Source organism: Rossellomorea oryzaecorticis, from assembly GCF_045897515.1.
Lineage (GTDB): Bacteria > Bacillota > Bacilli > Bacillales > Bacillaceae_B > Rossellomorea > Rossellomorea enclensis.
The window spans coordinates 265,067-286,674 of record NZ_JBJOSA010000001.1; the positions used below are offsets into that span (position 1 = coordinate 265,067).

A 21,608-nucleotide genomic window follows, 5' to 3' on the forward strand; every position below is an offset into this window, starting at 1 on the left:
AGGCTTTGAAGGTGAAGAAGTTTGCTCTATTATTTCTGTTAAGCACTATCGTGTTTTTCTTTCCTATGCAGAATACAGACCGCTATGTATTGATTACAGACGATGAGCAGAGCATAACCGACAACTCCTATATTACAGGAGTCGATGTCATACTTTCATCGGTGTCATCTTTGCCGCAGCTTCCTGACATTTTGCTACCCAAAAAGCCTTCTTTACATTTCAGACAAGCCATCCTCACTTCACTTTCCAATGTGAACTTATTTGATATGGTCATTTCGCCTGATTCCGGCGGATTCCTCCATATGGTCATGCACTGTTCGAATTACCTCTCTATCTAAATCTCATACTCAAATGAATAGATGATTTATTTTCAACTTCAGTCATTTCTGAGGTTTGTTTGTATTGCCTTAGAAAATTAAATTCCGAGTATAGGAGAGAATTTCATTGAGAGAGAACAATTATAGTAAAGAGTCGATTATTTGCATCATCACCTGCCTTGCAGGTCTGGCGGCTTTCTTAGCGGCAATTTATTTTTCTTCCATCTTAATGGGAGAAAGCCTGGATTCCATTTTCCCCGATATCCCTGCGTCGCAGTTGATGAACTGGGATAAGATTGCAAAGATATTCGGCCTCTGACCGCCGCGGGTACAGAGTTTTATCGCCCCACATTATTTTTTACAGAATGGAGAACAACAATGGATCTATACACATTAATTAAAGCAGTCATCTTAGGACTGGTCGAAGGTCTGACTGAATTTGCGCCAATCTCATCGACAGGACATATGATCATTGTGGATGACCTGTGGCTGCAGTCAAAGGAATTTCTGGGTAAGTACCCGGCGAATACATTCAAGGTAGTCATCCAGCTCGGCTCGATATTGGCCGTGATCGTCATCTTCGGGGAACGGTTCATGGATATGCTGGACTTCAAGTCCCGGAGAACAGCGGTTAAATCTTCAGGCGATAAACTAAAATTGTCACACATTATTGTCGGCCTGCTTCCGGCAGGTGTGTTAGGTGTCTTATTCGAAGACGCGATCGATGAATATTTATTTTCAATAGAGACAGTCCTGATCGGTTTATTCGTCGGCGCGGTATTCATGATCATTGCCGATGTGATCAGCTCGAAATACAACTCTGTGAAGGTTGAATCGGTGGACATGATTACTCACAAGCAGGCGTTGATCGTCGGACTCATCCAATGTCTCGCACTTTGGCCGGGCTTTTCACGGTCGGGTTCTACGATATCGGGCGGGGTCCTGCTTGGCATGAATCACAGGACGGCAGCAGATTTCACCTTCATCATGGCCGTTCCGATCATGCTCGGGGCAAGCGTGCTGTCTCTCGCAAAGAACTGGCAGTACTTTACGATCGATGTCTTTCCGTTCATGGCTGCAGGGTTCATCTCTGCGTTTATTTTCGCGCTTGTTTCGATTAAATTCTTTCTAAAGTTGATCAACAAAGTGAAATTGATTCCGTTTGCGATCTACCGCATTTTGCTGGTATTGGTCATTTATGTACTTTATTTTTATTTCTAAAACAGAAAGGCCCGATACCGGAGTATCGGGCCTTTCTTTTATACTGATTAATCTCTTAAACGAGCTTTCACTGTATCGAATTCTTCCTGTACTTCTTTTGATGGGCCATTGCCGACAAAACTGAAGACCATGATTGCAATCGATGCAAAGATGAATCCCGGAAGTAATTCATAGACGTCGAACAGTCCGCCGCTCAGCTGTTTCCAGATGATGACGGTTGCTGCACCTGTCAGCATACCTGCAAGCGCACCATTACGCGTCATGCGTTTCCAGAACAAGCTGAAGATGACAACCGGTCCGAATGCGGCACCGAATCCTGCCCACGCATAACTTACAAGCTCCAATACTTTACTGTCACGGTCATATCCAAGGAAGATGGCGATGATCGCGATGACCACAACTGAAATACGGCCGACGAGAACTTCTTCTTTCTGACTTGCATCTTTTCGGAAGATTGCAGAATAGAAATCCTGAGCCAGTGCACTTGAAGAAACAAGCAGCTGTGAATCCACTGTGCTCATGATCGCAGAAAGGATTGCCGCCAGTAAGAATCCGGCTACCCAAGGGTTGAACAGAACTTGGGAGAACATGATGAATACTGTTTCTGAGTTCTCAAGCGGTGAATCTGCAAAGTAAGCGATACCTGAGAATCCGACGAAGATTGCTCCGAATAGGGAAACAATCATCCACACCATACCGATCAGGCGTGCTTTTGGAATTTCCCTTGTTGATTTAATCCCCATAAAACGGACGATGATATGAGGCTGTCCAAAGTATCCAAGACCCCATGCCAATAGTGAAACGACACCTACAAATGTAGCGCCGGTGTAGATATTAAGATAAGACGTATCGATGGCTCCGACAGCACTTACTGTTTCACTCCAGCCGCCGAGCTCATTGATTGCAACAATCGGGATGATGATCAATGCAAGGAACATCAGGATCCCCTGGATGAAGTCCGTCCAGCTTGCCGCCAGGAATCCGCCGAAGAATGTGTAAGACAGAATAACTGCAGCACCTACCCAAAGGGCCAAACGGTAATCCATATTAAATGATTGTTCCAATAAGATTGCTCCACCGACTAAACTTGATGAAGTGTAAAAGGTGAAGAAAATGAGAATGATTATTGCAGAAAACACTCGAAGTATTTTGCTTTTATCGTGGAAACGATTTTCAAAGAAATCAGGAACGGTGATTGAATCGTTCGCTACTTCCGTATAGACCCTGAATGGTTTCGCAACGAATTGCCAGTTCAAGTATGCACCCACAGCCAGCCCGATTGCCAGCCAGATGGAACCCATACCGCTTGCGTATACCGCACCCGGCAGTCCAAGCATCAACCATCCACTCATGTCCGAGGATCCCGCACTCAGCGCTGCAACTCCCGCGCCCAGTCGTCTTCCTCCCAATACATAATCAGATAAATTACTTGTCAATTTAGCGGCCAAATAACCGATGATTAACATACCTACTAAATAAATGATAATCGACGTTAACGTTTCTATATTGATATCCATAGTCTGTTATCTACTCCTTTGTTTTTTCTGTAAAGAATGTAATGATCGATAAAAGAATCAATAGCGGCATTGGTATGGTCAGCCATAACCACGTTGCCATAGTCAATTGTTCTCCCACGCAGCAACAACCTCCTTATACATATTTTTGTATTTTTTATACACAATAAATCTCTTCTGCAATAACCTTCTCCGATGTAGACACAGGAATTATCATAACATAACACAGAAAAAATAAAAGTCCGGCGCTTCAAAAACGAGGATACCAATGAATAAATATACATTAAATATCCATTTTAAACACAAATATAAAGTATTACTCGATATTTATTCATTAAAAATTATTTAAATTTATTTTAAAGAGACCGTGACATTTTTCCTGTTTTTTTAAAAAGAAAGGCCGAGTTGATAAGCTTTTTCCATAGTTTTTTCATAATCGAATTTTTTATCCTTGTCACTCGTGTCGAAAAAGAATTTTGTTTCTGAACTCATTATGCCCATTTTTTTTGAAATACCATGAATTAGTTGGTGTTTTAAAGCGTTATCATGTCCGCTTGAAGTAAATTCCTGCTCGGTGTCGCCGGCAAGTCCCAGCCAGAGCACTTTGTCAGCACGGAATTTAGAAGGAGAAGGGTAGAAGAAGACTCTATCTATATACCCTTTTAATATCGCCGGTAAACCTCCCCACCATATCGGAAAGATAAAGACGTAAGCATCATAACGTTTCAGCCTTTTCCTTTCACTTTCCACCACATGTGTCGCCCGCGTTTTAACGGGGTTCCCCCATCCGGGCTCATCTTTCTCCTTGAGTACGGGATCGAATTCTTCCCGGTAGAGATCCAACACTGTCGCTTTGTGTCCCTGTTCCTGCAAACCTTCCTGAAAATGCTTGGCAATCGAGAACGTCAAAGAATTTGTTCTGGGATGTGAAATAATGACCAATACTTTCAAAATATCACCTCTTAGTTATCAATTGTAACAATAAGGACGGCTTTTGAAAAAAATTGTTCGTTCGACCCTCTGAATGAACCGGCCCGAAACAGACAAATATAAAAGACCTGATCCCTATAAGACCAGGTCTTACATCAGTAAACGTCATCATCGAAAAATCGTTTGATCTTTTCGATCTCTTCATTGCTCGTTTCTGATGAGATGTACGGATTGTCTTCGGTGACCGGCGTATCAAGATTGGTTTTGATTTCAAAAAAGGGGCCTTGTGAAGGCTCCGCAATCAGCCGATCATCAAGCTGCTTGAAGTCAGGCAGTTCTTTTTTTCCTTTATCCATTTCCCCTGCCTCCATTTTAATGAGCTTCCTTCTCTTTTTTATAGGCAATAAGCACAATATCTTCATCGGTTTGGCTGCGCAATTCGCTTTCAATATGCTGTAATTTGTCCAGCGTTTCATCTGAAAGCTTTGCCACCGGATAATGTTCTGTGTTCATTACGACTCCTCCTTATCCATTTTCGTTTTGCTGGCCGATTTCTTTCCCGGCAAAATAAATATTCCCTTCCTCGATCGCCCTCAGTTCATCAACTGATTCCCCGTGGAATGCTTCCTTAAATTCCACAGAAGTATAGCGCCCATCCTTCTCCGGCATGAAGCTTTGATATTCCGGATTGATGGGTGTGTCAAAGTTCAGTTCGGTTTCTTTTTTATCTCTTTCCACCTGTACCACCTCCATGTTTTAGTATGAGTTGTGCGGATTCAAAACATGCAGGGTTGTTTTTCGTCTAGCTCTTTTCGCATACTTTGTTGCTTTTGAACTTGGGTATTTACTGATGTCCGTCCACCTGTAGTTTAAACTTGAATTCGAAAAGAGCACGTCCACGAGCAATATTCAGACTGCCAGCCAATTTACGAAAAGCAACAAACTTTTAAAAAACAGCATCGTCTAAAAAAGCAAAAGAAAAAGCGTATCCCATTAAGGAATACGCTACAGGTTATTTACTCTCCCAAATCCACATTATGATAGACCTGCTGGACATCTTCCAGGTCTTCAATGGCATCGATCATTTTTTCGAATTGTGCCTGAGCATCTTCAGGAAGCTCCACATCATTTTGGGCAAGCATCGTCAATTCAGCAACCGTGAACTCGTCCACGCCTGCACCTTTGAACGCTTCCTGCACGGCATGGAACTGATCCGGCTCGGCATAAACGATGACTGCTTCATCTTCTTCAAGGATATCGCGTGCATCTACATCTGCTTCCATCAAAATCTCAAGGACTTCCTCTTCAGATTTCCCTTCAACTCCAATGACGGCAGTTGCATCAAACATATACGCAACCGAGCCGCTCACACCCATGTTACCGCCGTTTTTACCGAACGCCGCCCGTACTTCCGAAGCTGTGCGGTTAACATTGTTTGTAAGTGCATCAACGATGACCATTGATCCATTCGGGCCGAAGCCTTCATAGCGCAGCTCATCATAATTCTCCTCGGAACCGCCCTTAGCCTTTTCAATGGCACGGTCGATGATATGTTTAGGAACGTTGTACGTTTTCGCACGCTCCAGCACGAATTTCAAATTCTGATTCAGGTCTGGATCAGGCTCGCCGGATTTCGCCGCTACATAGATTTCACGTCCGAACTTCGCATAAATACGGCTTGTATTTGCGTCCTTTGACGCTTTCTTTTCTTTAATATTATTCCACTTACGTCCCATTCTGTTTCACTCTCTTTCAGTCTATAAAATTAATCGATAATGAATGTTTGTTTGTCCATTTCATTATACATGAAAAGGGCGAAAGTTGGCTAATGTGTTGGAGTGAGGCTAAAATACGCAGTTGATTTCCGTGCAATGCTTCGCTTTCCGTCGGCGGTTGGTGAGCCTTAAGGTTGCTCTTTTTTGTGCAAAATCGTCTTTGGTGAGTAAAAAAAATGGATATTTGTGCAAATAAAATCCTCATTCGACTTTATGAGAATTTTGAACGGCGGAAATTTGGTGGTCGGGACGGGGTTATGATCCATTTTGGCGATTTATGTTCCATTTTAGAAATTTATGATCCATTCTAAAAAAATACGTTCCATTCTGGGAATTTATGATCCATTTCAGGAAAATATGATCTTTTAAGAATCATTCTAAATAAGTGGTCTGCTAAAAAGTAAATTGACATCTATATTATTCCTATTAAAAACTTCAAAAGAAAAAACCGGCTCTACGGCCGGTTTTGTTCCTGGTATGCACTGATTTCTTCGTATTCGCTTTCCAAAAGACGCGGCAGGCGGATGAAGATCGGCATCAGTCTGCGGTAGGCTTCGGTTGCTTTATTGTCAGGCTGATGGGAGTGGACGGAGCCGACCATCGATTTGACTTCTTCGAGCGAGTCCAGCGTTCCCTGCCCGTACATGCCGAGGACGACCGCCCCAAGACAGGAGCTTTCAAAGCTTTCCGGCACTTCGACTTCCTGGTCGAAAATATCCGCGAGCATCTGGCGCCACAGCTCTGAGCGTGCGAATCCTCCCGTTGCCTGTACGCGGGTTGGGGAACCGATCAGTTCCTCAAGGGCGAGCAGCACGCTGTACAGATTCATAACGATCCCTTCAAGCACCGCACGGATCATATGCTCTTTTTTGTGATGCATCCCGAGTCCGAAGAATGATCCGCGGGCTTTTGCGTTCCATAATGGCGCCCTTTCCCCTGCCATATACGGGTGGAAGAGGAGCCCTTCAGATCCCGGTTCGACTTTTTCTGCGATGTCCGTGAGTACTTCATAAGGATCTTTCCCTATCCGCTTGGCGACTTCCACTTCGGCTGAGGCGAGTTCGTCACGCACCCATCTGAAAATCATTCCGCCGTTATTCACCGGCCCTCCGATGACCCAGTGCTTGTCCGTCAATGCGTAGCAGAAGATCCGTCCTTTGGGATCGGTCACAGGCCGGTCGGTGACGGCCCGTATGGCTCCGCTCGTACCTATGGTCACTGCCACGACACCCGGTTCGATGGCGTTCACCCCGAGATTCGACAGGACGCCGTCGCTTGCGCCGACTACAAAAGGTGTGTCCGCCGGCAGCCCGAGCATTTCTGTATATTCCTCTTTCAAGCCTGTCAGACTTTCGGTTGTAGGAACAGGTTTTGATAATTGAACGCCCGTTACACCTGCTGTATTTAAGGCTTCTTCATCCCAGGAGAGATTTTCCAGGTTGAACATCCCAGTGGCAGACGCAATGGAATAATCGACTACATATTCACCGAAGAAACGGTGGAAGACAAATTCTTTTATAGATATAAATTTCGCTGCTTTTGAAAATAAATCATTATGCTCCGCATTGAGCCAGGCCAGTTTCACAAGTGGCGACATTGGATGGATCGGTGTGCCCGTCCTGCGGTAAATGTCCATCCCATTGTATTCCTTCTTGATTTTCTCAGCCCATCCGGCGCTGCGGTTATCTGCCCACGTAATCGATCCCGTGAGCGGCTGGCCGTTCTCATCGACAAGGATCAAGCTATGCATCGCTGAACTGAACGAAACAAACGAAATCTCTTCCTCCGCTTGCACCGTCACTTCCCTGATTGCTTTTATGACCGCCTGAAAAATTTCTTCAGGGTCCTGTTCAGCTGTTCCCGGTGCGGGTGTATGCAATGGATATTCCACTCCATGACGGCAGAGTGCTTCTCCTTTTTCATTAAAAAGTACCGCTTTCGTACTTGTTGTTCCGATATCTACGCCAATCATCTGTGCCATATTCATTCCTCCTGTAACCATTGCTGTGACAAGTATAAGACGGGGTTTGTTAAAAGTCACCCGTTATAATAGAAAACAGAGAAAAGGAAGAAGCCCCGGGAGCCCTTCCTTTTCTTTCTTTGACTTTAGTATGAAACCTTTAAGAGATAAAAATACCCAGGATGAACGCAACCGCGAATCCGACGAAACCAATGAGGGTTTCCATCACGGTCCATGATTTCAACGTGTCTTTAACGTCCAGCCCGAAGTAACGGTTGACCAGCCAGAACCCGCTGTCATTGACATGCGAGAATACTGTCGCGCCGGATGCGATGGCGATTACCATCAATCCCAGTACAGGACCTTCCAAGCCCAGTGTTGAAATCAGCGGGCTCATCAGACCTGCCGCGGTAACCATCGACACGGTCGCAGAACCTTGTGCAACACGCACGACCATCGCAATCAGGAAGGCCAGGGCGATTGGAGGAAGACTTGATCCCGCCATCATTTCACCAAGGACCTCACCAACTCCTGAGTCGATCAAGACTTGCTTGAAGACTCCTCCGGCACCTGTTACAAGGATGATGATCCCTGCAGGTTCAAGTGCTTTTGTTGCAATTTCCTGCACTTCATCCCTTGTGTAGCCGCGCTTCGTCCCAAGAAGGATGAATGTAAGGATCGTCGCGATAGTGAGCGCAACGAACGGATGACCAAGGAATGTCAAGATCGAACGCAGTGTATTCCCTTCATCCAGCAATACTCCTGACAGCGTATTCAAAAGAATCAATACGAGTGGAATCGAAATCAATGATGCAATCAGACCGAAGCTTGGAAGCTCCTTATCATATTCCATTTCTTCTACCTGCATATAATCAGGCACAACTGCATGAATTTTTTTCGAGATGAATTTTGCAAAAAGCGGTCCAGCAATAATCATGGACGGAATCCCTGCAATCACCCCGAAAAGAATGACCCAGCCAAGATCTGCACCGAGCAAGTCGGCAACCGCAATCGGTCCAGGTGTCGGCGGAATGAAACTGTGTGTTACGGCAAGACCCGCAAGCAGCGGAATACCATAGTACAATAATGATTTTCCTGTTTTTCTTGCCAGTCCGTATACGATCGGCACAAGGATGATGAAACCGACATCGAAGAATACGGGAATCGCTACAAGGAACCCTGTAATTCCTAGTGACCACTGTGCTTTATCTTCCCCGAATTTGTTGATCAATGTCTGGGCAAGACGTTCTGCCCCTCCTGAAACTTCAAGCATGCGCCCGAACATCGCACCTAAACCAACGACGACAGCGACGAATCCGAGTGTCCCTCCCATTCCGTTCTGGATCGAGGTGACAACATCACCAAGAGGCATACCCGCTGCAATCCCGACGATTAAACTTACCAGAAGCAGCGAAACAAAAGCATGAAGCTTCGTTTTAATAACTAAAAATAATAGAAGAAAAATTCCTGCTAACGCAACCAATATCAGCATTTGATCTGACATCTTGAACCCCTGCCCTTCTTTTTTTGAATATACTTATTTCTTATTCCAACCAATACATTTAAGCGTTTACAAAACACATTATGTAAGTGAGCCTCTCAACCTGTTTATCTAGGAAAATATTTTCTTGAGAAGCGCGCGAGTCGGAAAAATTATTTTTTCTTGATATCTCTATTATAAAAAATATTTTTCGAATTGCAACCGTTTACAAAAAATATTTTTCTTTTTCTTTTATTCTAGTATAATAAAATCATGAAAACCCTTACAGGAGTGTTGCCCATGATGAAAGAACATCAGCATTGTCTGGCAAGCATCCGCTCACATTACCCGCAATTCAGTGAGACGGAAAAAAAGATTGCCGATTATATATTGGAAAATCCCACCCATATCATTCATTCCACCATCAACAGCCTGGCTGAAGATCTTGGTGTAGCTGATTCAACTGTCTTCCGATTCTGCAAACGAATCGGTTTCAAAGGCTACCAGGCTATGAAAATAGCACTCGCCTCCGAAATCGTGACAGGGCTGAAAGACATCCATGAACGGGTCGATGAGGGCGACACCCCTCAAACAATCGCCTCAAAAGTATTCCGTTCAAACATCAAAACGATCGAAGACACCCTGATGGTCGTCGATGAAAGCAGGCTTCAGGAAGCAGTCGATGCGTTAACCGGAGCTGAATCTATCGAGTTTTTCGGAAGCGGAGGCTCGGGCGTGGTTGCACTGGATGCCTATCACAAGCTGATCCGGACAGGACTTCGCGTTCGGGCAACTTCGGACAGCCACATCCAGCTGATGACCGCTTCACAGATGACTGATACAGATTGTGCCGTTTTCATCTCTCACAGCGGTTCGACGAAGGATATCCTTCAAACATTGGAAGTTGTAAAGGAAACGGGAGCGAAGACCATTTGCATCACAAACTTCGCCAAATCCCCGCTGAGCCAAGGGGTCGACATTCCCTTATATACCGTATCAGAAGAAACGGATTACCGATCAGAAGCCCTTTCATCGCGGATCGCGCAGCTTACGCTGATTGATACCCTGTACGTGAACATCATGATGAAGCGTGAAGCCACCGGACAGGATGCGTTGAAGAAGATGAGGAAGGCAATATCTTTGAAGAGGATTTAAACTATAGGTGCGCGGGCCATTTTTGGTCCGCGCTGTTTTTTTGTTTTGGAAGGTGCTTTTGAAATGTTTTACTATTCAGACCATTTGGATTATCATTCTATGTAAAGAAGAAACTAATAAAAGGCGGGATCAAGATGTCACAGAAGCATACACTCGAACATGCAAAGGAACTTGATAAGAGCGACTCTCTCGCTCGTTTTAAAGACGAATTTTACATAAAAGAAGACCATTACTATATGGACGGCAACTCTCTCGGCCTATTATCAAAACGTGCGGAGAAAGCGCTTAATACTTCACTCCAGGATTGGAAGGATCACGGCATCGACGGCTGGATGAACGGCGAAGAGCCCTGGTACTATTATTCTGAAAAACTAGGTGCTAAAACAGCTCCCTTAGCCGGGGCCAAACCGGAAGAAGTCATCGTGACGGGATCGATCACGACAAACCTTCATCAACTGATTGCGACATTCTATGAGCCTGAGGGAACCAGGACAAAGATCTTGGCCGATGAATTGACGTTCCCTTCAGACATTTACGCAATCCAAAGCCAGCTGGAGTTAAAAGGGTACAGCCATGAGGAGCATCTCGTGCAGGTGAAAAGCCGGGACGGATATACTCTGAAGGAAGAGGATATCATCGAGGCCATGACAGACGATATCGCCCTGATTCTCCTTCCTTCCGTCTTATACCGGAGCGGTCAGCTCCTGGATATGAAACGGTTGACGGCGGAAGCCCATAAGCGCGGGATCATCATCGGCTTCGACCTGGCCCATTCAATCGGCGCCCTTCCCCATCAGCTTCATGAAGACGGTGTGGATTTTGCGGTCTGGTGCAATTATAAATACCTGAACAGCGGTCCAGGCGGAGTCGGTGGATTATTTGTCCATGAACGCTACTTCGGGAAGAAACCTGGTCTCGCGGGCTGGTTCGGTTCAAAAAAAGATAAGCAGTTCGATATGGAGCATGTGCTCACCCCAGCGGAATCCGCCGGGGCATTCCAGATCGGGACGCCGCATATTTTGAGCAGTGCGCCTTTACTGGGATCCCTTGAACTTTTTGAGGAAGCGGGAATCGGGGAACTTCGAAAAAAATCCCTCTCCCTGACAAGATTCTTGATGGACCTTGTGAATCAAGAACTTAATGGATACGGGTTCAAAATCTGCAACCCGATTGAAGATGAAAGGCGCGGGGGGCATATCAGCCTTCAGCACGACGAAGCCGCCAGGATCTGCAAGGCCTTGAAAGTCAATAAAGTGACGCCTGACTTCCGTGCGCCCAATAATATCCGCCTTGCTCCCGTGGCCCTGTATTCGTCTTATGAAGACGTTTGGAACACCGTACAGATTTTAAAGAAAATCATGGAGAACGAAGAATATAAACAATTTGAAAACGTCCGTGACGTTGTAGCATGAGGAGGCTATTATGAAAATCATCGATATTACACAGCCATTGCACAATGATATACCAGTATGGCCGGGCGATACCCCTTTTTCCTTTTCCCTCAATTGGGCAATGGAAGATACGGGCTCGGTCAATGTCGGACAGCTCACCCTGAGCGCCCATACCGGAACCCACGTGGATGCCCCGTTTCATTTTAAAAATGACGGCAGGCGTATATTGGATCTGCCGCTGGACCGCTATATCGGACCAGCCGTCGTCGTTTCGGCTGAAAACGCTGAGAGCATCGGCCCCGAACACCTTTCAGGCATAGACTTAAGCGGGGTTGAAAAAGTACTTTTCAAGACAGGGGCGTGGAAAGATCTTAATGCTTTCCCTGAGTCCATCCCCCCGATCCAGCCGGAACTGGCACCGTTGCTAAAAGAGAAAGGTATCCACCTGATCGGGGTGGATCTCCCTTCGGTGGATGAACTGGACAGCAAGGAGATGGAGGCCCACCATGCACTGACCGAGAATGATATATTGATCCTGGAAGGCATCGTGTTGAACGATGTAGAACCCGGTTATTATGATTTGTATGCCATGCCGCTCGCCCTCAGGGACGGTGACGGTTCACCGGTCCGTGCGGTATTGATTGACCGGGAAGGAAAATAATTTTGTTTGTTGGAAGCAGCTTTATGGCTGCTTTTTTTTGTGGGGTGGTGGTATTGGACCGAGGATTGTGCCAGGAACAATCGAGTGGTTTTGTGCCTGGTACAATTTGGCCTTTCTGTGCCTTCGATTTTAGGGGCGGTGCCTGGCTCAATTCTATTGTTATGAGCCAGGCTCGTGACCGCGGATTTGAGCCAGGCTCAACTTCTCCCCTGTACCTGGTACAATCCGGGAGCCGTGTACCAGGTACAATCCGGGAGCCGTGTACCAGGTACAATCCGCCCCAAATGTGCCTGGTACACCCCCACCTCCCGCACTCAGCTCCCATTCCCTGAAAAACCTCTGCCTCACTTAATTCCCCGCCAACAGATATAAATTCCACACAATGTTCATAGACTTAACGTATAAAGGTTTAAAATCCTGGAAAGTTTGTCATAACTGATAAGGCGGAAGGAGGAAGATGAATTGGGTATATTGACGACAGTGGGATTCATTGTGTTCCTTGGTATGATTTTAGGCGTCCTCATCTATTTCTTAAGACAAGCCCTGGACTCGAATGATTCGAAGCGGATTGACGAGCATAAGGATCATGACCATTTTTCGCAATAACAGCGGCGTTTTCATTGGAAGAGAGTTATTCTTCCGGTGGAAACGTTTTTTCGTATCCGGCATTGCCTCCTTGGATGTCAACGGATCATTTATTTTCAAGTTGCAGGCTATTGTTTTCAACTTTAATCCTTTTATCTTCAACTCCGCAAAAACTTATTTTCAACTCACAAAAAAGCCCCTGCATCCAAGGCAGAGGCTCATCTCTAACTGTATACTTCTTTCTCCCCAAGCTCCATCGGGCTCGAGCACATCGGGCATTTCTTTTTATCCGCAGCCGTTTCACCAGCTTCACGCCTTTGCCAGGCGATGCAGTTCCCTTTTGTACAGAGCCAGGCTTTGACGCGGTGCAGCCTGCCGGTCCGTTTCTCACGGGAGCCGCCGCTTTTCACCTCGTCCTTGTGGGGTTCTTTGCTGAAGATATCACTGATGAAGCGCGAACACTTCCTTGCCTCCCCCTGATAATAGGCAGGGGACGATATATATAGCTTCTCTTTGGCACGGGTGATCGCCACATAGGCGAGCCTTCTTTCTTCTTCGAGCGCCCCTTTCTCTTTATGGGTAGATTCCTTGTAGATCTTGTCTTCAAGCTTCCCTGCATTCAAAGCGGAGCTGTGCGGAAGATTGCCTTCGATCGCTCCGATCAGAAAGACAACCGGGAACTCGAGACCTTTCGAACGGTGAATCGTCATAAGGGACACGCTGTCTGTGTCGCGGTTTTTATTCTGATTCACGTCTTCGTACTTTGCTTTCATTTCATCTATGAAGGTGATGAAGCTCGATATCGTTTCAAATCTCTTTGCCGAGCCTTCGAGTTCCGACAGCATTTCTTTGATCAGTTCCTTCTGCTCCGTCACGACATGTGATTCCTGGGCATCAAGGTATTGATGGTAGAATTCTTTGCGGATTTTCTTGATGGCCGTCTCGGGCGAATCCTCCTGAAGGGATTTAATGAATTTCATCCTTGATTTTATATTTTTCACCTGAAAAGGCTTCAGCCCGTTCATGGTGGTCAGGTGGATGAGCGGATATTTTTTTCTTGCCTTGCTGTCTTCCTGTAAAATATGGGCCATCCCCTGTTCCCTTCTGATGAACATGGTCGGGAGGATGTTTCCGATCGCGTCAAAGTTTCGCGGCACGATACATAATCTCAAGTAATCGACGACAGGTTTGACCGTCCAGTTTTCATAAAATAGAGAGTCTTTCTGATTGTATGGCTGGAAAGGGATTTCCTTCATCAACAGCTGCTCAAAGACAGCACGTCCGCTGCTCATTGTCCTGTGCAGGATGGTGATGTCGCGATAAGAATAGCCCCCTTCTACCAGTCTTTCAATCTCTTCTGTCACCCAGACCGCTTCTTCATCGGCAGTCGCCGGCCTTGCGTAAAGAGGCTTCTCTTTTTCTTCTTTCGTGGCTATCAATCTCTTATTCCGCCTGTGGACATTACGGTCGATGACTTCATTCCCAAGCCCGATGATGGAGGCGTCGGAACGGTAATTTTCTTTCAGCGTGACGATCCGCGCTTCGGGGAACTCATCGTCAAAATCGAGGATGAACTCGTTTCGTGCCCCGTTGAAGGAATAGATCGTCTGGTCGTCATCACCGACCACGAACAGGTTTCCATGGGCCGCGATCATCTTGATCAATTCATATTGTATGAGGTTTGTATCCTGGAACTCATCGACCATGACATACTGAAAACGGTGCTGCAGACTTTGCAGAAGATTCGGGTTCATGTCGAGCAGATCGTATGCTTCGGTCAGGATATCATCGAAATCCATCTTGTGATTCCTTCGCTTCCATTCTTCGTAACGAATCAAGATGTCCCGGATTTCCTTGTCCGACTTTGAAGAGTGCGGCATTTCTTTTATGTTTATTTTATTTAATTTATAGTGCGAAAGCTTCGCAAGCAGTGTTTCGGCATCATATGGGTCGTAGATATTCATTTCACGCTGGAGCTGCTTCAGGATGATTTGCTTGTAGCGGTCATTCCCAATAATCTCCTGGGTATAATGCCTCGAACGCAGCAAGTAGAGGAACAGTGCATGAAAGGTGCTGGCCTGGATACTGCGTCCCCTTCCTTCTATGCCTGGAAGCGAGTTGATGCGCTGCTTCATTTCCTCGGCTGCTTTTTTCGTGAACGTGACGAGGAGGATGTTCTGCGGCATGATGTCCTTCACATTCATCAGATATCCTGCGCGGCATACAAGGACCGTCGTCTTCCCTGTCCCGGCACCCGCAAGTGTCAGGCACGGACCGCTCCCGTGACGCACCGCTGCTATCTGCGCTTCATTCAAAAGAATGCCCGCCTCTTCTATTTTCCTGAAAAAGAATGCATCCCCCTCTTCTGAAGCAACCAATTCCCTTGACGTTTGTCCTTTATGTAATGAGGCTGAGGGGATGTCCGTCTTCTCTGCCTCAAATGGATAAATCGAGTAGTTCGCCTGTACTTTATTCAACGCACATTCTCCTTGCTCTATAGCAAAAGTTCATTTCCGAAATAGGTAACCTTTCTATCATAACAAGCGCCGCCGGCATCCCGCAATCGATTCTCGTGAAAATCAATTTCTGCCAATTCTCTTAAACAACTGTTTAAATCCTCTACATGCCGTTATCATTAGGTTTCCGGAAGTTAATCAAACGTTTGTTTAACTTTTTCGATCAAAATGTTGATTTCATAGGATTGGAGTTAAACAACTGTTTAAATCGTTTAAGCCTGCTGCTGCAAGGTTTGCGGATGTTAAACAAACGTTTGTTTAAATCGGGTTTTATATACCGCTGCCCGATTTCCGTGTGGAAGACTTCGCTTTCCTCGGGCGGATGACGGCCCTCCTTTCTTGTGCCTGCAGTGAAAGGAACGGGCTTAAGTTTAACCACAACTCTCATTCCCAGGATTAAAACAAGTCAAAAAAAGGTAAGTAACAAATAGGTGATGAACGTGAAAATAACAAAATGGGGTTTTACCCGGCGCAATTCGATAAAGGCAGAGTTTGATCTATTCCCTCATTCTTTGGTGATACTCAGGAAAATCAGATCGTTTTATTTTGTCAATAAGGTGCACTGGTCCTCCCGTGATCCGGTGGTTGAAACACATCACCTGGAAGAAATGGAGCTGCTCGTCAATCGGGAAATGGGGTTTGAACACTATTACCTTTCGCGCAGGCAAGTGTAGTTTCAAAAAATGAGATAGAATGCGATAAAGAAAGATAAATGCCTATTACGATTTGAAATTCGTCTGAAATCGGAAAATATGGACTTTTCTGAACATTTAAATAACCGGTGGGATTTGCTACTATATATTTAACAAAAGATTTACACAATCTTTAAGGAAGGCGTGATTCCAATGTCGCAGTGAAAGCAAAGCATGTCAACATCACATCTTGCAACTGAAATCGGCCCGTGAAAACTGATTTCAAGATGTGTGGATATGCGGGGACGCGCAAATCTTATTTCAGGAGATGATTCCAATGAAGAGTGTAAGCGAAGCATGCTAGGATCATGTTGCATATAGAAGATAGCCCGTGAAAACTATCTTCGCACCATGTGGGCATGTGGGGATGCAGCGAAAGAAAAAATAAACTAAATAACATGCAACACCATTAATTTAAATTAATTGAATGTTTGGTATGTGTATTAGTAAGAAAGGATAGAACGTGTAATTGAAAAAGATTTACTTACATTAAGGCGCTGTTTATGTGAAAGATACATAGACAGCGTCTTAATTGTTTATACATACTCCTCTTTCAAAATAGAGCATACTGCCGCATCGCAGAATACCCCTTTTTCAAATGCTGATCTCCTTAATACCCCTTCAAATATGAAGCCCGCTTTAAAAAGACAATCCCTCGAAGCCGTATTTTCCGGGTCATAGAAAGCCTCGATCCGATTCAGGGACATCATTTCGAATCCATATTGGATAATCGGCTTCAATACTTCCGACATGACTCCCTTCCTCCAGTAATCCGGGTGCACTTCGAAACCGATTTCCGCTTTGAAATGTTCCTTCTCCCAGCAGTGGTATCCGCAGCTTCCGATGATTCTGCCGGATTCTTTATCTGCGATTCCCCATCTGATTCCTTCTCCCTTTTGGAATCTCTTATTCCACCGGTCAATAATCTCAACTGCCTGCCCTCTTTCGGTAAATGTTTCAAAATCATAGTACTTCGTCACTTCATCTTTTGAAAAATAAGCAAATACGTCCGGCGCATCTCTTTCTTCCATCTGCCTCAACATATATCTTCCGGTTGTCAGAACCGGGAATTTCTGTGTGTGATCCATCTTATTAACTCCTTTGTTTCTTGTCTGTTAACTTTATTCAATACCCCGCCTTCAATCACCTCTTTTTTGAAAATAATGGTGTTTTTCAATGTTCAGCATTCTGTATAATGAAAAGAAACGATCATTGCAAAGGATGAACAGAATGAAAGCACAGAAAATCATTAAGAGTGCGGCTTTATTTACCGGTACATCCCTCTTCCCTGCACCCGGGTTTGTTGCGCTGAATAGAGATAAAATCATTGGTACGGGTGCTCCTTCTGAACTGGAAAGCTATCTTGATGCTTCGACGAAAGTATACGACATGGGGAACCGGCTGATCATGCCCGGGTTTCATGATTTTCATGTTCACTTTTTTCTAGGGGCGATGTTTGAAAGCTTCTGTCAGTTGACATATGGAGGAACGGAAGATGAGACGGCTAAGATGGCAGCGGACTATGCCTTAGCCCATCCCGAGGATGAATGGGTTCTCGGCTTCGGGTGGCATCACGTCCGCTGGCCGGGCCAGAAGCTTCCGAGCCGCCATTCACTGGACCGCTTCCTCCCCGACCGTCCCGCCATCCTGCTGAACGAGGAAGCACACAGTGCGTGGCTGAATACAGCCGCACTCAAGAAGCTTGGAATCGACCGGTACACACCGGAGCCTCCTTTCGGCCGGATTGAAAAAGATGAAAATGGAGATCCGACCGGGTTCTTATATGAGACTGCAGTAAAATACGTCACGAGGGCCTTTCAATTTAGTGAGTCCGTGAAGGCAAAGTTAATGGAGAATATGCTGAAAAAAACCGCTTCATTCGGCATCACTTCAGTAGGGGATATGCTCCCGCTTCCAGGCTATACGCTTGGTGCCCCCTCTTTTTACCGCAGGTTTGAAGAACGCGGGAGATTGACGACGCGGATCCACTTCCTTGACGTGATGGACGGGGATCTTGCCAGAAGCCGCGCCTTGAAAGAAGAGTTTCAGTCGGACCGCCTCCAGTTCTCCGGGTTGAAGCAATTCCTGGACGGCGTCCCCCTTACGTACACCGGCTATCTGCTCGAGCCTTACGCCGACCGGCCGGATGAAAGAGGCGGAACGATCTATGAAGTGGAGCAGTACAAAAAATGGATCGAGGATGCAGACCGGGAAGGCTTCAGGGTCAGGCTCCATGCATGCGGGGACGGGGCTGTCCGCATGGGGCTCGATTTATTCGAGCATGCAGAAAGCGTGAACGGGAAGCGCGATTCGCGCCATACAATCGAGCATATCGAAGTATGCCATCCAAGTGACTTCAACCGCTTCAAAGAGCTTGGTGTCATCGCATCGATTCAACCTGAACATATGACCTCGGGCTCGATGGACACCCATGCATACATAGACCGCCTCGGTTTGGAGCGTTCAAGATACACTTGGCCGATCGGTTCCATGAATCAGCATGGTGCCCCGATTGCATTCGGTACGGATTTTCCAATCGTCGACCTAAACCCGATGCTCGGCATATACAGGGCGGTCACAAGAAAACATGAGGATGGCACACCTGAGGGAGGCTGGAACCCTGAGGAAAAAATAACATTGGGCGAGGCGCTCATCCATTATACAAATAGCGCGGCGTACGGGAATTTCCGCGAGAACGACCTCGGGACGATTGAAGCCGGCAAGAAAGCGGACCTTGTTGTGCTCGACCGCAATTTATTTGAAGTACATCCCGAAGAAATCCTTGAGGTGAAAACAGTTATGACGATAATGGATGGGGAGATTATTTTTGAAGGCTGAACGAAGTGCATAAATAAGGCCCGTCCCTCAATGTGTAAAGCATTGAGGGACGGGCCTTCCACTTATTTGCGGGGTTCTTTCAATCCTCCGCCGTGAATGGTTTTTTCCTGGAATGGAAGGTCCAGTTCCCTGCTCAGTTTCTCCAGGAAACTTTGCTCGCGCTTGGAAACGAGGGAAATGACGGTTCCTTCGGCTCCCATACGGCCTGTCCTTCCAGAACGGTGGATGTACTGCTTGGTGTCCGTCGGAAAGTCAAAATGAATGACGTGGGTTACGTCGGTAATATCGAGGCCCCGCGCCGCTACATCAGTCGTAAGAAGAAGCGGCACCTTCCCTGCCCGGAAGCGGTCGAGGGATTGTTTTCGTTCCGTTTTCTTCGATTCCCCTGCGAGAACTTCGAGCTCAACGCCTTTATACTTCAATTTTTCTTCGGCTTCGGACAGTTTATCGAGCTGATTGAAGAATACAAGCGCCTTGATGTCTTTGAAATAGGCAAGGCTTCTGAGCGCCTCAATTTTGTCCCGAAGCTCAGTATACACGTAGATATGGTCGACTTTCGGGTTGTCGAGATTGGCATCCATCTTGACGATTTCATGATCTTGGAGGAGTTCTTCTGCCACTTCCTCCGTCCGGTCGGAAAGAGTCGCTGAGAAGAAGAGGACCTGCCTCTCTTTAAGCGTCGATTTGATGATATCCTCCACTTCGCGTTTATGCTCATGACCTACCATTAAATCAAACTCATCGACGACGATCGTTTTGACTTCATGCATTTTCAATTTTTTCAGTTTCATCAGTTCCAGAAGGCGGCCTGTCGTACCGACCACGATATGAGGCTTCTTCTTTAATTTCTCCAATTGCTTCTTGATATTGGCGCCTCCGATGAAAGCGGCACTTGTCACATCACTGCCCTTTGCCCATTTTTGGATTTCCTGCTGGATCTGCATCACGAGTTCCCGGGAAGGAGCAATAATGACGGCCTGTGCCTGTTTGCGCGCCGGGTCGATCCCTTGAATGATCGGCAGTAAATAGGCCAGGGTTTTCCCTGTTCCTGTCGGAGATTCACAAACCACGTCTTTGCCGTCAAGGATGAGCGGCAGCACACGTTCCTGGACCGGTGTTAACGCGGAGAAACCCGATTCCTCCCAATTGTTTTTTAAAAAAGATGCTTGGATCATGTCAGATATTGTATTCATTTTTACGATTTCCTTTCCCTCTCGGCCGTTTCACGCAAACTGTTTCCCTGGATCAATGGCAAACATATTTCCACGACCGTTCCTTTTTGTTTTTCACTGTGAAAGACAATTTTCCCTTTATGTTTTTCGATGATTTTTTTACAGATTGCGAGTCCCAGTCCGGTACCTTTTTCTTTTGTAGAGTAAAAAGGTTCGCCGACCTTCTCGATTCGTTCGGGATCCATCCCTGTACCGTTGTCCGACACGATGATAATCGCCTCGTTGTCTTTCCGGTTGAGAGATATGGACACCCTTCCTCTTCGATCATGGGGAATCGCCTCCACCGCATTTTTGATTATATTAATAAAGACCTGTTTCAATTGATTTGCTTCAGCTTCAACATATAACGGTTCAACTGAATAAGGTTTATGATCTATCGATACATTGTCAATATTCGCCTGTGCTTTCATCAATACAATCACTTGCTTCAGGATGGAGTCGACATTTTCAATTTGATAGTGCAGATCCTGCTGTTTCCCTAAAATCAGCATTTCACCTGATATCAAATCTATACGATCGACCTCTGAGAGCATGATATCCAGATGATCACGGTTGACGCTGCCGGTTGTCTGCATCAGCTGGATGAATCCTTTAAGGGATGTGAGTGGATTCCTGATTTCATGGGCCACCGCTGCAGCCAGCTGCCCGATGACGGACATTTTTTCAGAGACGATCATCATTTCCTCGTTTTTCCTGAATTGAGTGATGTCCCTGGCAATCGCGAATACGCCCGTCACTTCACCGCTTACAATAATCGGGATGAAGGAACAGCGCAGGATCTTTGCTTTTTCTCCTGCAAGATGGATATTCGTTTCAAACATCGATCCTTTTCCAGAAAGCGTATCAATAAAATGACCCGTTACGACCTTTATGTCCTCTTCCTTCAGGAAATTTCTCAATTGAATATCTTCCAACTCTTCCTGGGAAGATTCCAGAAGCGCTTCAGCTTCAGGATTGACAGCCATGATTTTCCCCTTCAAATCCAGTTCCAATACACCATCAGGATTATGTTTGAACAGCGAATGATACTGTTCATTCTGAATATATAATTCCCGTTCTTTCTTTCGCAGCTGTTCATTTGAATGAAGTACATCCCTGGTCCTGCGGTAGACCAGCAGATACAGGATGACTCCTGTGACAAATATAAAAAACCAGCCCTTGAAGCGCTGAAAGTAAATGTACAGACTAAGCTTCTCATGCGCAAGGATCACAGAAAAATAGTCTGACAGAATAACCCACAGTATGCCGAGCAGCACATAAGCAAGAGCTACTTTAAGGGCAATCTCTTTGGCTTTTCTCATATTGAGTGATTCACCTAAATTCACTTTAGTCTTACCTCTA

General features: G+C 45.9%; 21 protein-coding genes. 9 read left to right on the forward strand and 12 right to left on the reverse strand.

Annotated elements, in window-relative coordinates:
• Positions 1-11 precede the first annotated feature (11 nt).
• From ACKA06_RS01330 to ACKA06_RS01340, 3 genes are all read left to right on the forward strand, one after another.
• Entirely contained in the window at positions 12-338 is a 327-nt protein-coding gene (locus ACKA06_RS01330; protein ID WP_197670036.1) for a hypothetical protein, read from the forward strand.
• Positions 339-444: 106 nt separating this feature from the next.
• Positions 445-636 (forward strand): hypothetical protein, encoded by a 192-nt coding sequence (locus ACKA06_RS01335; RefSeq protein ID WP_058299018.1) that lies wholly within the window; start codon positions 445-447, stop codon positions 634-636.
• A 59-nt stretch (positions 637-695) separates the two neighbouring features.
• Entirely contained in the window at positions 696-1,538 is an 843-nt protein-coding gene (locus ACKA06_RS01340; protein WP_411158877.1) for an undecaprenyl-diphosphate phosphatase, read from the forward strand.
• A gap of 47 nt (positions 1,539-1,585) precedes the next feature.
• On the opposite strand, the gene putP is transcribed toward ACKA06_RS01340, so the two are convergent.
• The 8 genes from putP to ACKA06_RS01380 form a co-directional block, all read right to left on the reverse strand.
• Positions 1,586-3,055: a sodium/proline symporter PutP gene (gene putP, locus ACKA06_RS01345; protein ID WP_064563424.1), complete on the reverse strand. Its 1,470-nt coding sequence runs from the start codon at positions 3,053-3,055 to the stop codon at positions 1,586-1,588.
• Positions 3,056-3,439: 384 nt separating this feature from the next.
• Positions 3,440-4,003: an NAD(P)H oxidoreductase gene (locus ACKA06_RS01350; RefSeq protein WP_032085569.1), complete on the reverse strand. Its 564-nt coding sequence runs from the start codon at positions 4,001-4,003 to the stop codon at positions 3,440-3,442.
• 134 nt (positions 4,004-4,137) lie between these two features.
• The gene (locus ACKA06_RS01355) at positions 4,138-4,338 is read right to left on the reverse strand and encodes a hypothetical protein (protein WP_032085832.1); all 201 of its coding nucleotides are present in this window, start codon (positions 4,336-4,338) and stop codon (positions 4,138-4,140) included.
• A 16-nt stretch (positions 4,339-4,354) separates the two neighbouring features.
• Positions 4,355-4,495 (reverse strand): hypothetical protein, encoded by a 141-nt coding sequence (locus tag ACKA06_RS01360; RefSeq protein ID WP_169792815.1) that lies wholly within the window; start codon positions 4,493-4,495, stop codon positions 4,355-4,357.
• Between the two features lie 12 nt (positions 4,496-4,507).
• A complete protein-coding gene (locus ACKA06_RS01365) occupies positions 4,508-4,720 on the reverse strand; it encodes a hypothetical protein (RefSeq protein WP_032085568.1) in 213 nt (70 codons plus the stop codon).
• Positions 4,721-4,998: 278 nt separating this feature from the next.
• Positions 4,999-5,718: a YebC/PmpR family DNA-binding transcriptional regulator gene (locus ACKA06_RS01370; RefSeq protein ID WP_032085567.1), complete on the reverse strand. Its 720-nt coding sequence runs from the start codon at positions 5,716-5,718 to the stop codon at positions 4,999-5,001.
• 493 nt (positions 5,719-6,211) lie between these two features.
• Positions 6,212-7,729 (reverse strand): gluconokinase, encoded by a 1,518-nt coding sequence (gene gntK / locus ACKA06_RS01375; protein ID WP_411158955.1) that lies wholly within the window; start codon positions 7,727-7,729, stop codon positions 6,212-6,214.
• Positions 7,730-7,877: 148 nt separating this feature from the next.
• Complete coding sequence (locus ACKA06_RS01380; RefSeq protein ID WP_032085566.1) at positions 7,878-9,221, reverse strand: GntP family permease; 1,344 nt, start codon at positions 9,219-9,221, stop codon at positions 7,878-7,880.
• 276 nt (positions 9,222-9,497) lie between these two features.
• On the opposite strand from ACKA06_RS01380, the gene ACKA06_RS01385 reads away from it, so the two are divergent.
• From ACKA06_RS01385 to ACKA06_RS01400, 4 genes are all read left to right on the forward strand, one after another.
• Entirely contained in the window at positions 9,498-10,352 is an 855-nt protein-coding gene (locus tag ACKA06_RS01385) for a MurR/RpiR family transcriptional regulator (RefSeq protein WP_032085565.1), read from the forward strand.
• Positions 10,353-10,486: 134 nt separating this feature from the next.
• On the forward strand, positions 10,487-11,764 hold the full coding sequence (kynU, locus tag ACKA06_RS01390) for a kynureninase (protein WP_032085564.1): 1,278 nt from the start codon (positions 10,487-10,489) through the stop codon (positions 11,762-11,764).
• Positions 11,765-11,774: 10 nt separating this feature from the next.
• A complete protein-coding gene (kynB, locus tag ACKA06_RS01395; protein ID WP_032085563.1) occupies positions 11,775-12,404 on the forward strand; it encodes an arylformamidase in 630 nt (209 codons plus the stop codon).
• A gap of 462 nt (positions 12,405-12,866) precedes the next feature.
• Positions 12,867-13,010 carry a hypothetical protein gene (locus ACKA06_RS01400; protein WP_197670030.1) on the forward strand — a complete coding sequence of 48 codons (144 nt, stop codon included), beginning with the start codon at positions 12,867-12,869 and terminating at the stop codon, positions 13,008-13,010.
• A gap of 203 nt (positions 13,011-13,213) precedes the next feature.
• On the opposite strand, the gene ACKA06_RS01405 is transcribed toward ACKA06_RS01400, so the two are convergent.
• Positions 13,214-15,466, reverse strand: coding sequence for a UvrD-helicase domain-containing protein (locus ACKA06_RS01405; protein WP_232353903.1), 2,253 nt, complete (start codon positions 15,464-15,466; stop codon positions 13,214-13,216).
• Between the two features lie 479 nt (positions 15,467-15,945).
• Between ACKA06_RS01405 and ACKA06_RS01410 the strand changes: the two genes are divergently transcribed.
• A complete protein-coding gene (locus ACKA06_RS01410; protein ID WP_032085561.1) occupies positions 15,946-16,179 on the forward strand; it encodes a hypothetical protein in 234 nt (77 codons plus the stop codon).
• Positions 16,180-16,733: 554 nt separating this feature from the next.
• On the opposite strand, the gene ACKA06_RS01415 is transcribed toward ACKA06_RS01410, so the two are convergent.
• Positions 16,734-17,285, reverse strand: a complete 552-nt coding sequence (locus ACKA06_RS01415; RefSeq protein ID WP_214872991.1) for a GNAT family N-acetyltransferase — start codon at positions 17,283-17,285, stop codon at positions 16,734-16,736.
• A 142-nt stretch (positions 17,286-17,427) separates the two neighbouring features.
• On the opposite strand from ACKA06_RS01415, the gene ACKA06_RS01420 reads away from it, so the two are divergent.
• Positions 17,428-19,035 carry an amidohydrolase gene (locus ACKA06_RS01420; protein ID WP_411158878.1) on the forward strand — a complete coding sequence of 536 codons (1,608 nt, stop codon included), beginning with the start codon at positions 17,428-17,430 and terminating at the stop codon, positions 19,033-19,035.
• A gap of 62 nt (positions 19,036-19,097) precedes the next feature.
• Here the strand turns inward: ACKA06_RS01420 and ACKA06_RS01425 are convergent, their stop codons facing one another.
• Positions 19,098-20,228: a DEAD/DEAH box helicase gene (locus ACKA06_RS01425; RefSeq protein WP_214872989.1), complete on the reverse strand. Its 1,131-nt coding sequence runs from the start codon at positions 20,226-20,228 to the stop codon at positions 19,098-19,100.
• 2 nt (positions 20,229-20,230) lie between these two features.
• Complete coding sequence (locus ACKA06_RS01430; protein ID WP_411158879.1) at positions 20,231-21,568, reverse strand: ATP-binding protein; 1,338 nt, start codon at positions 21,566-21,568, stop codon at positions 20,231-20,233.
• Between the last annotated feature and the right edge of the window lie 40 nt (positions 21,569-21,608).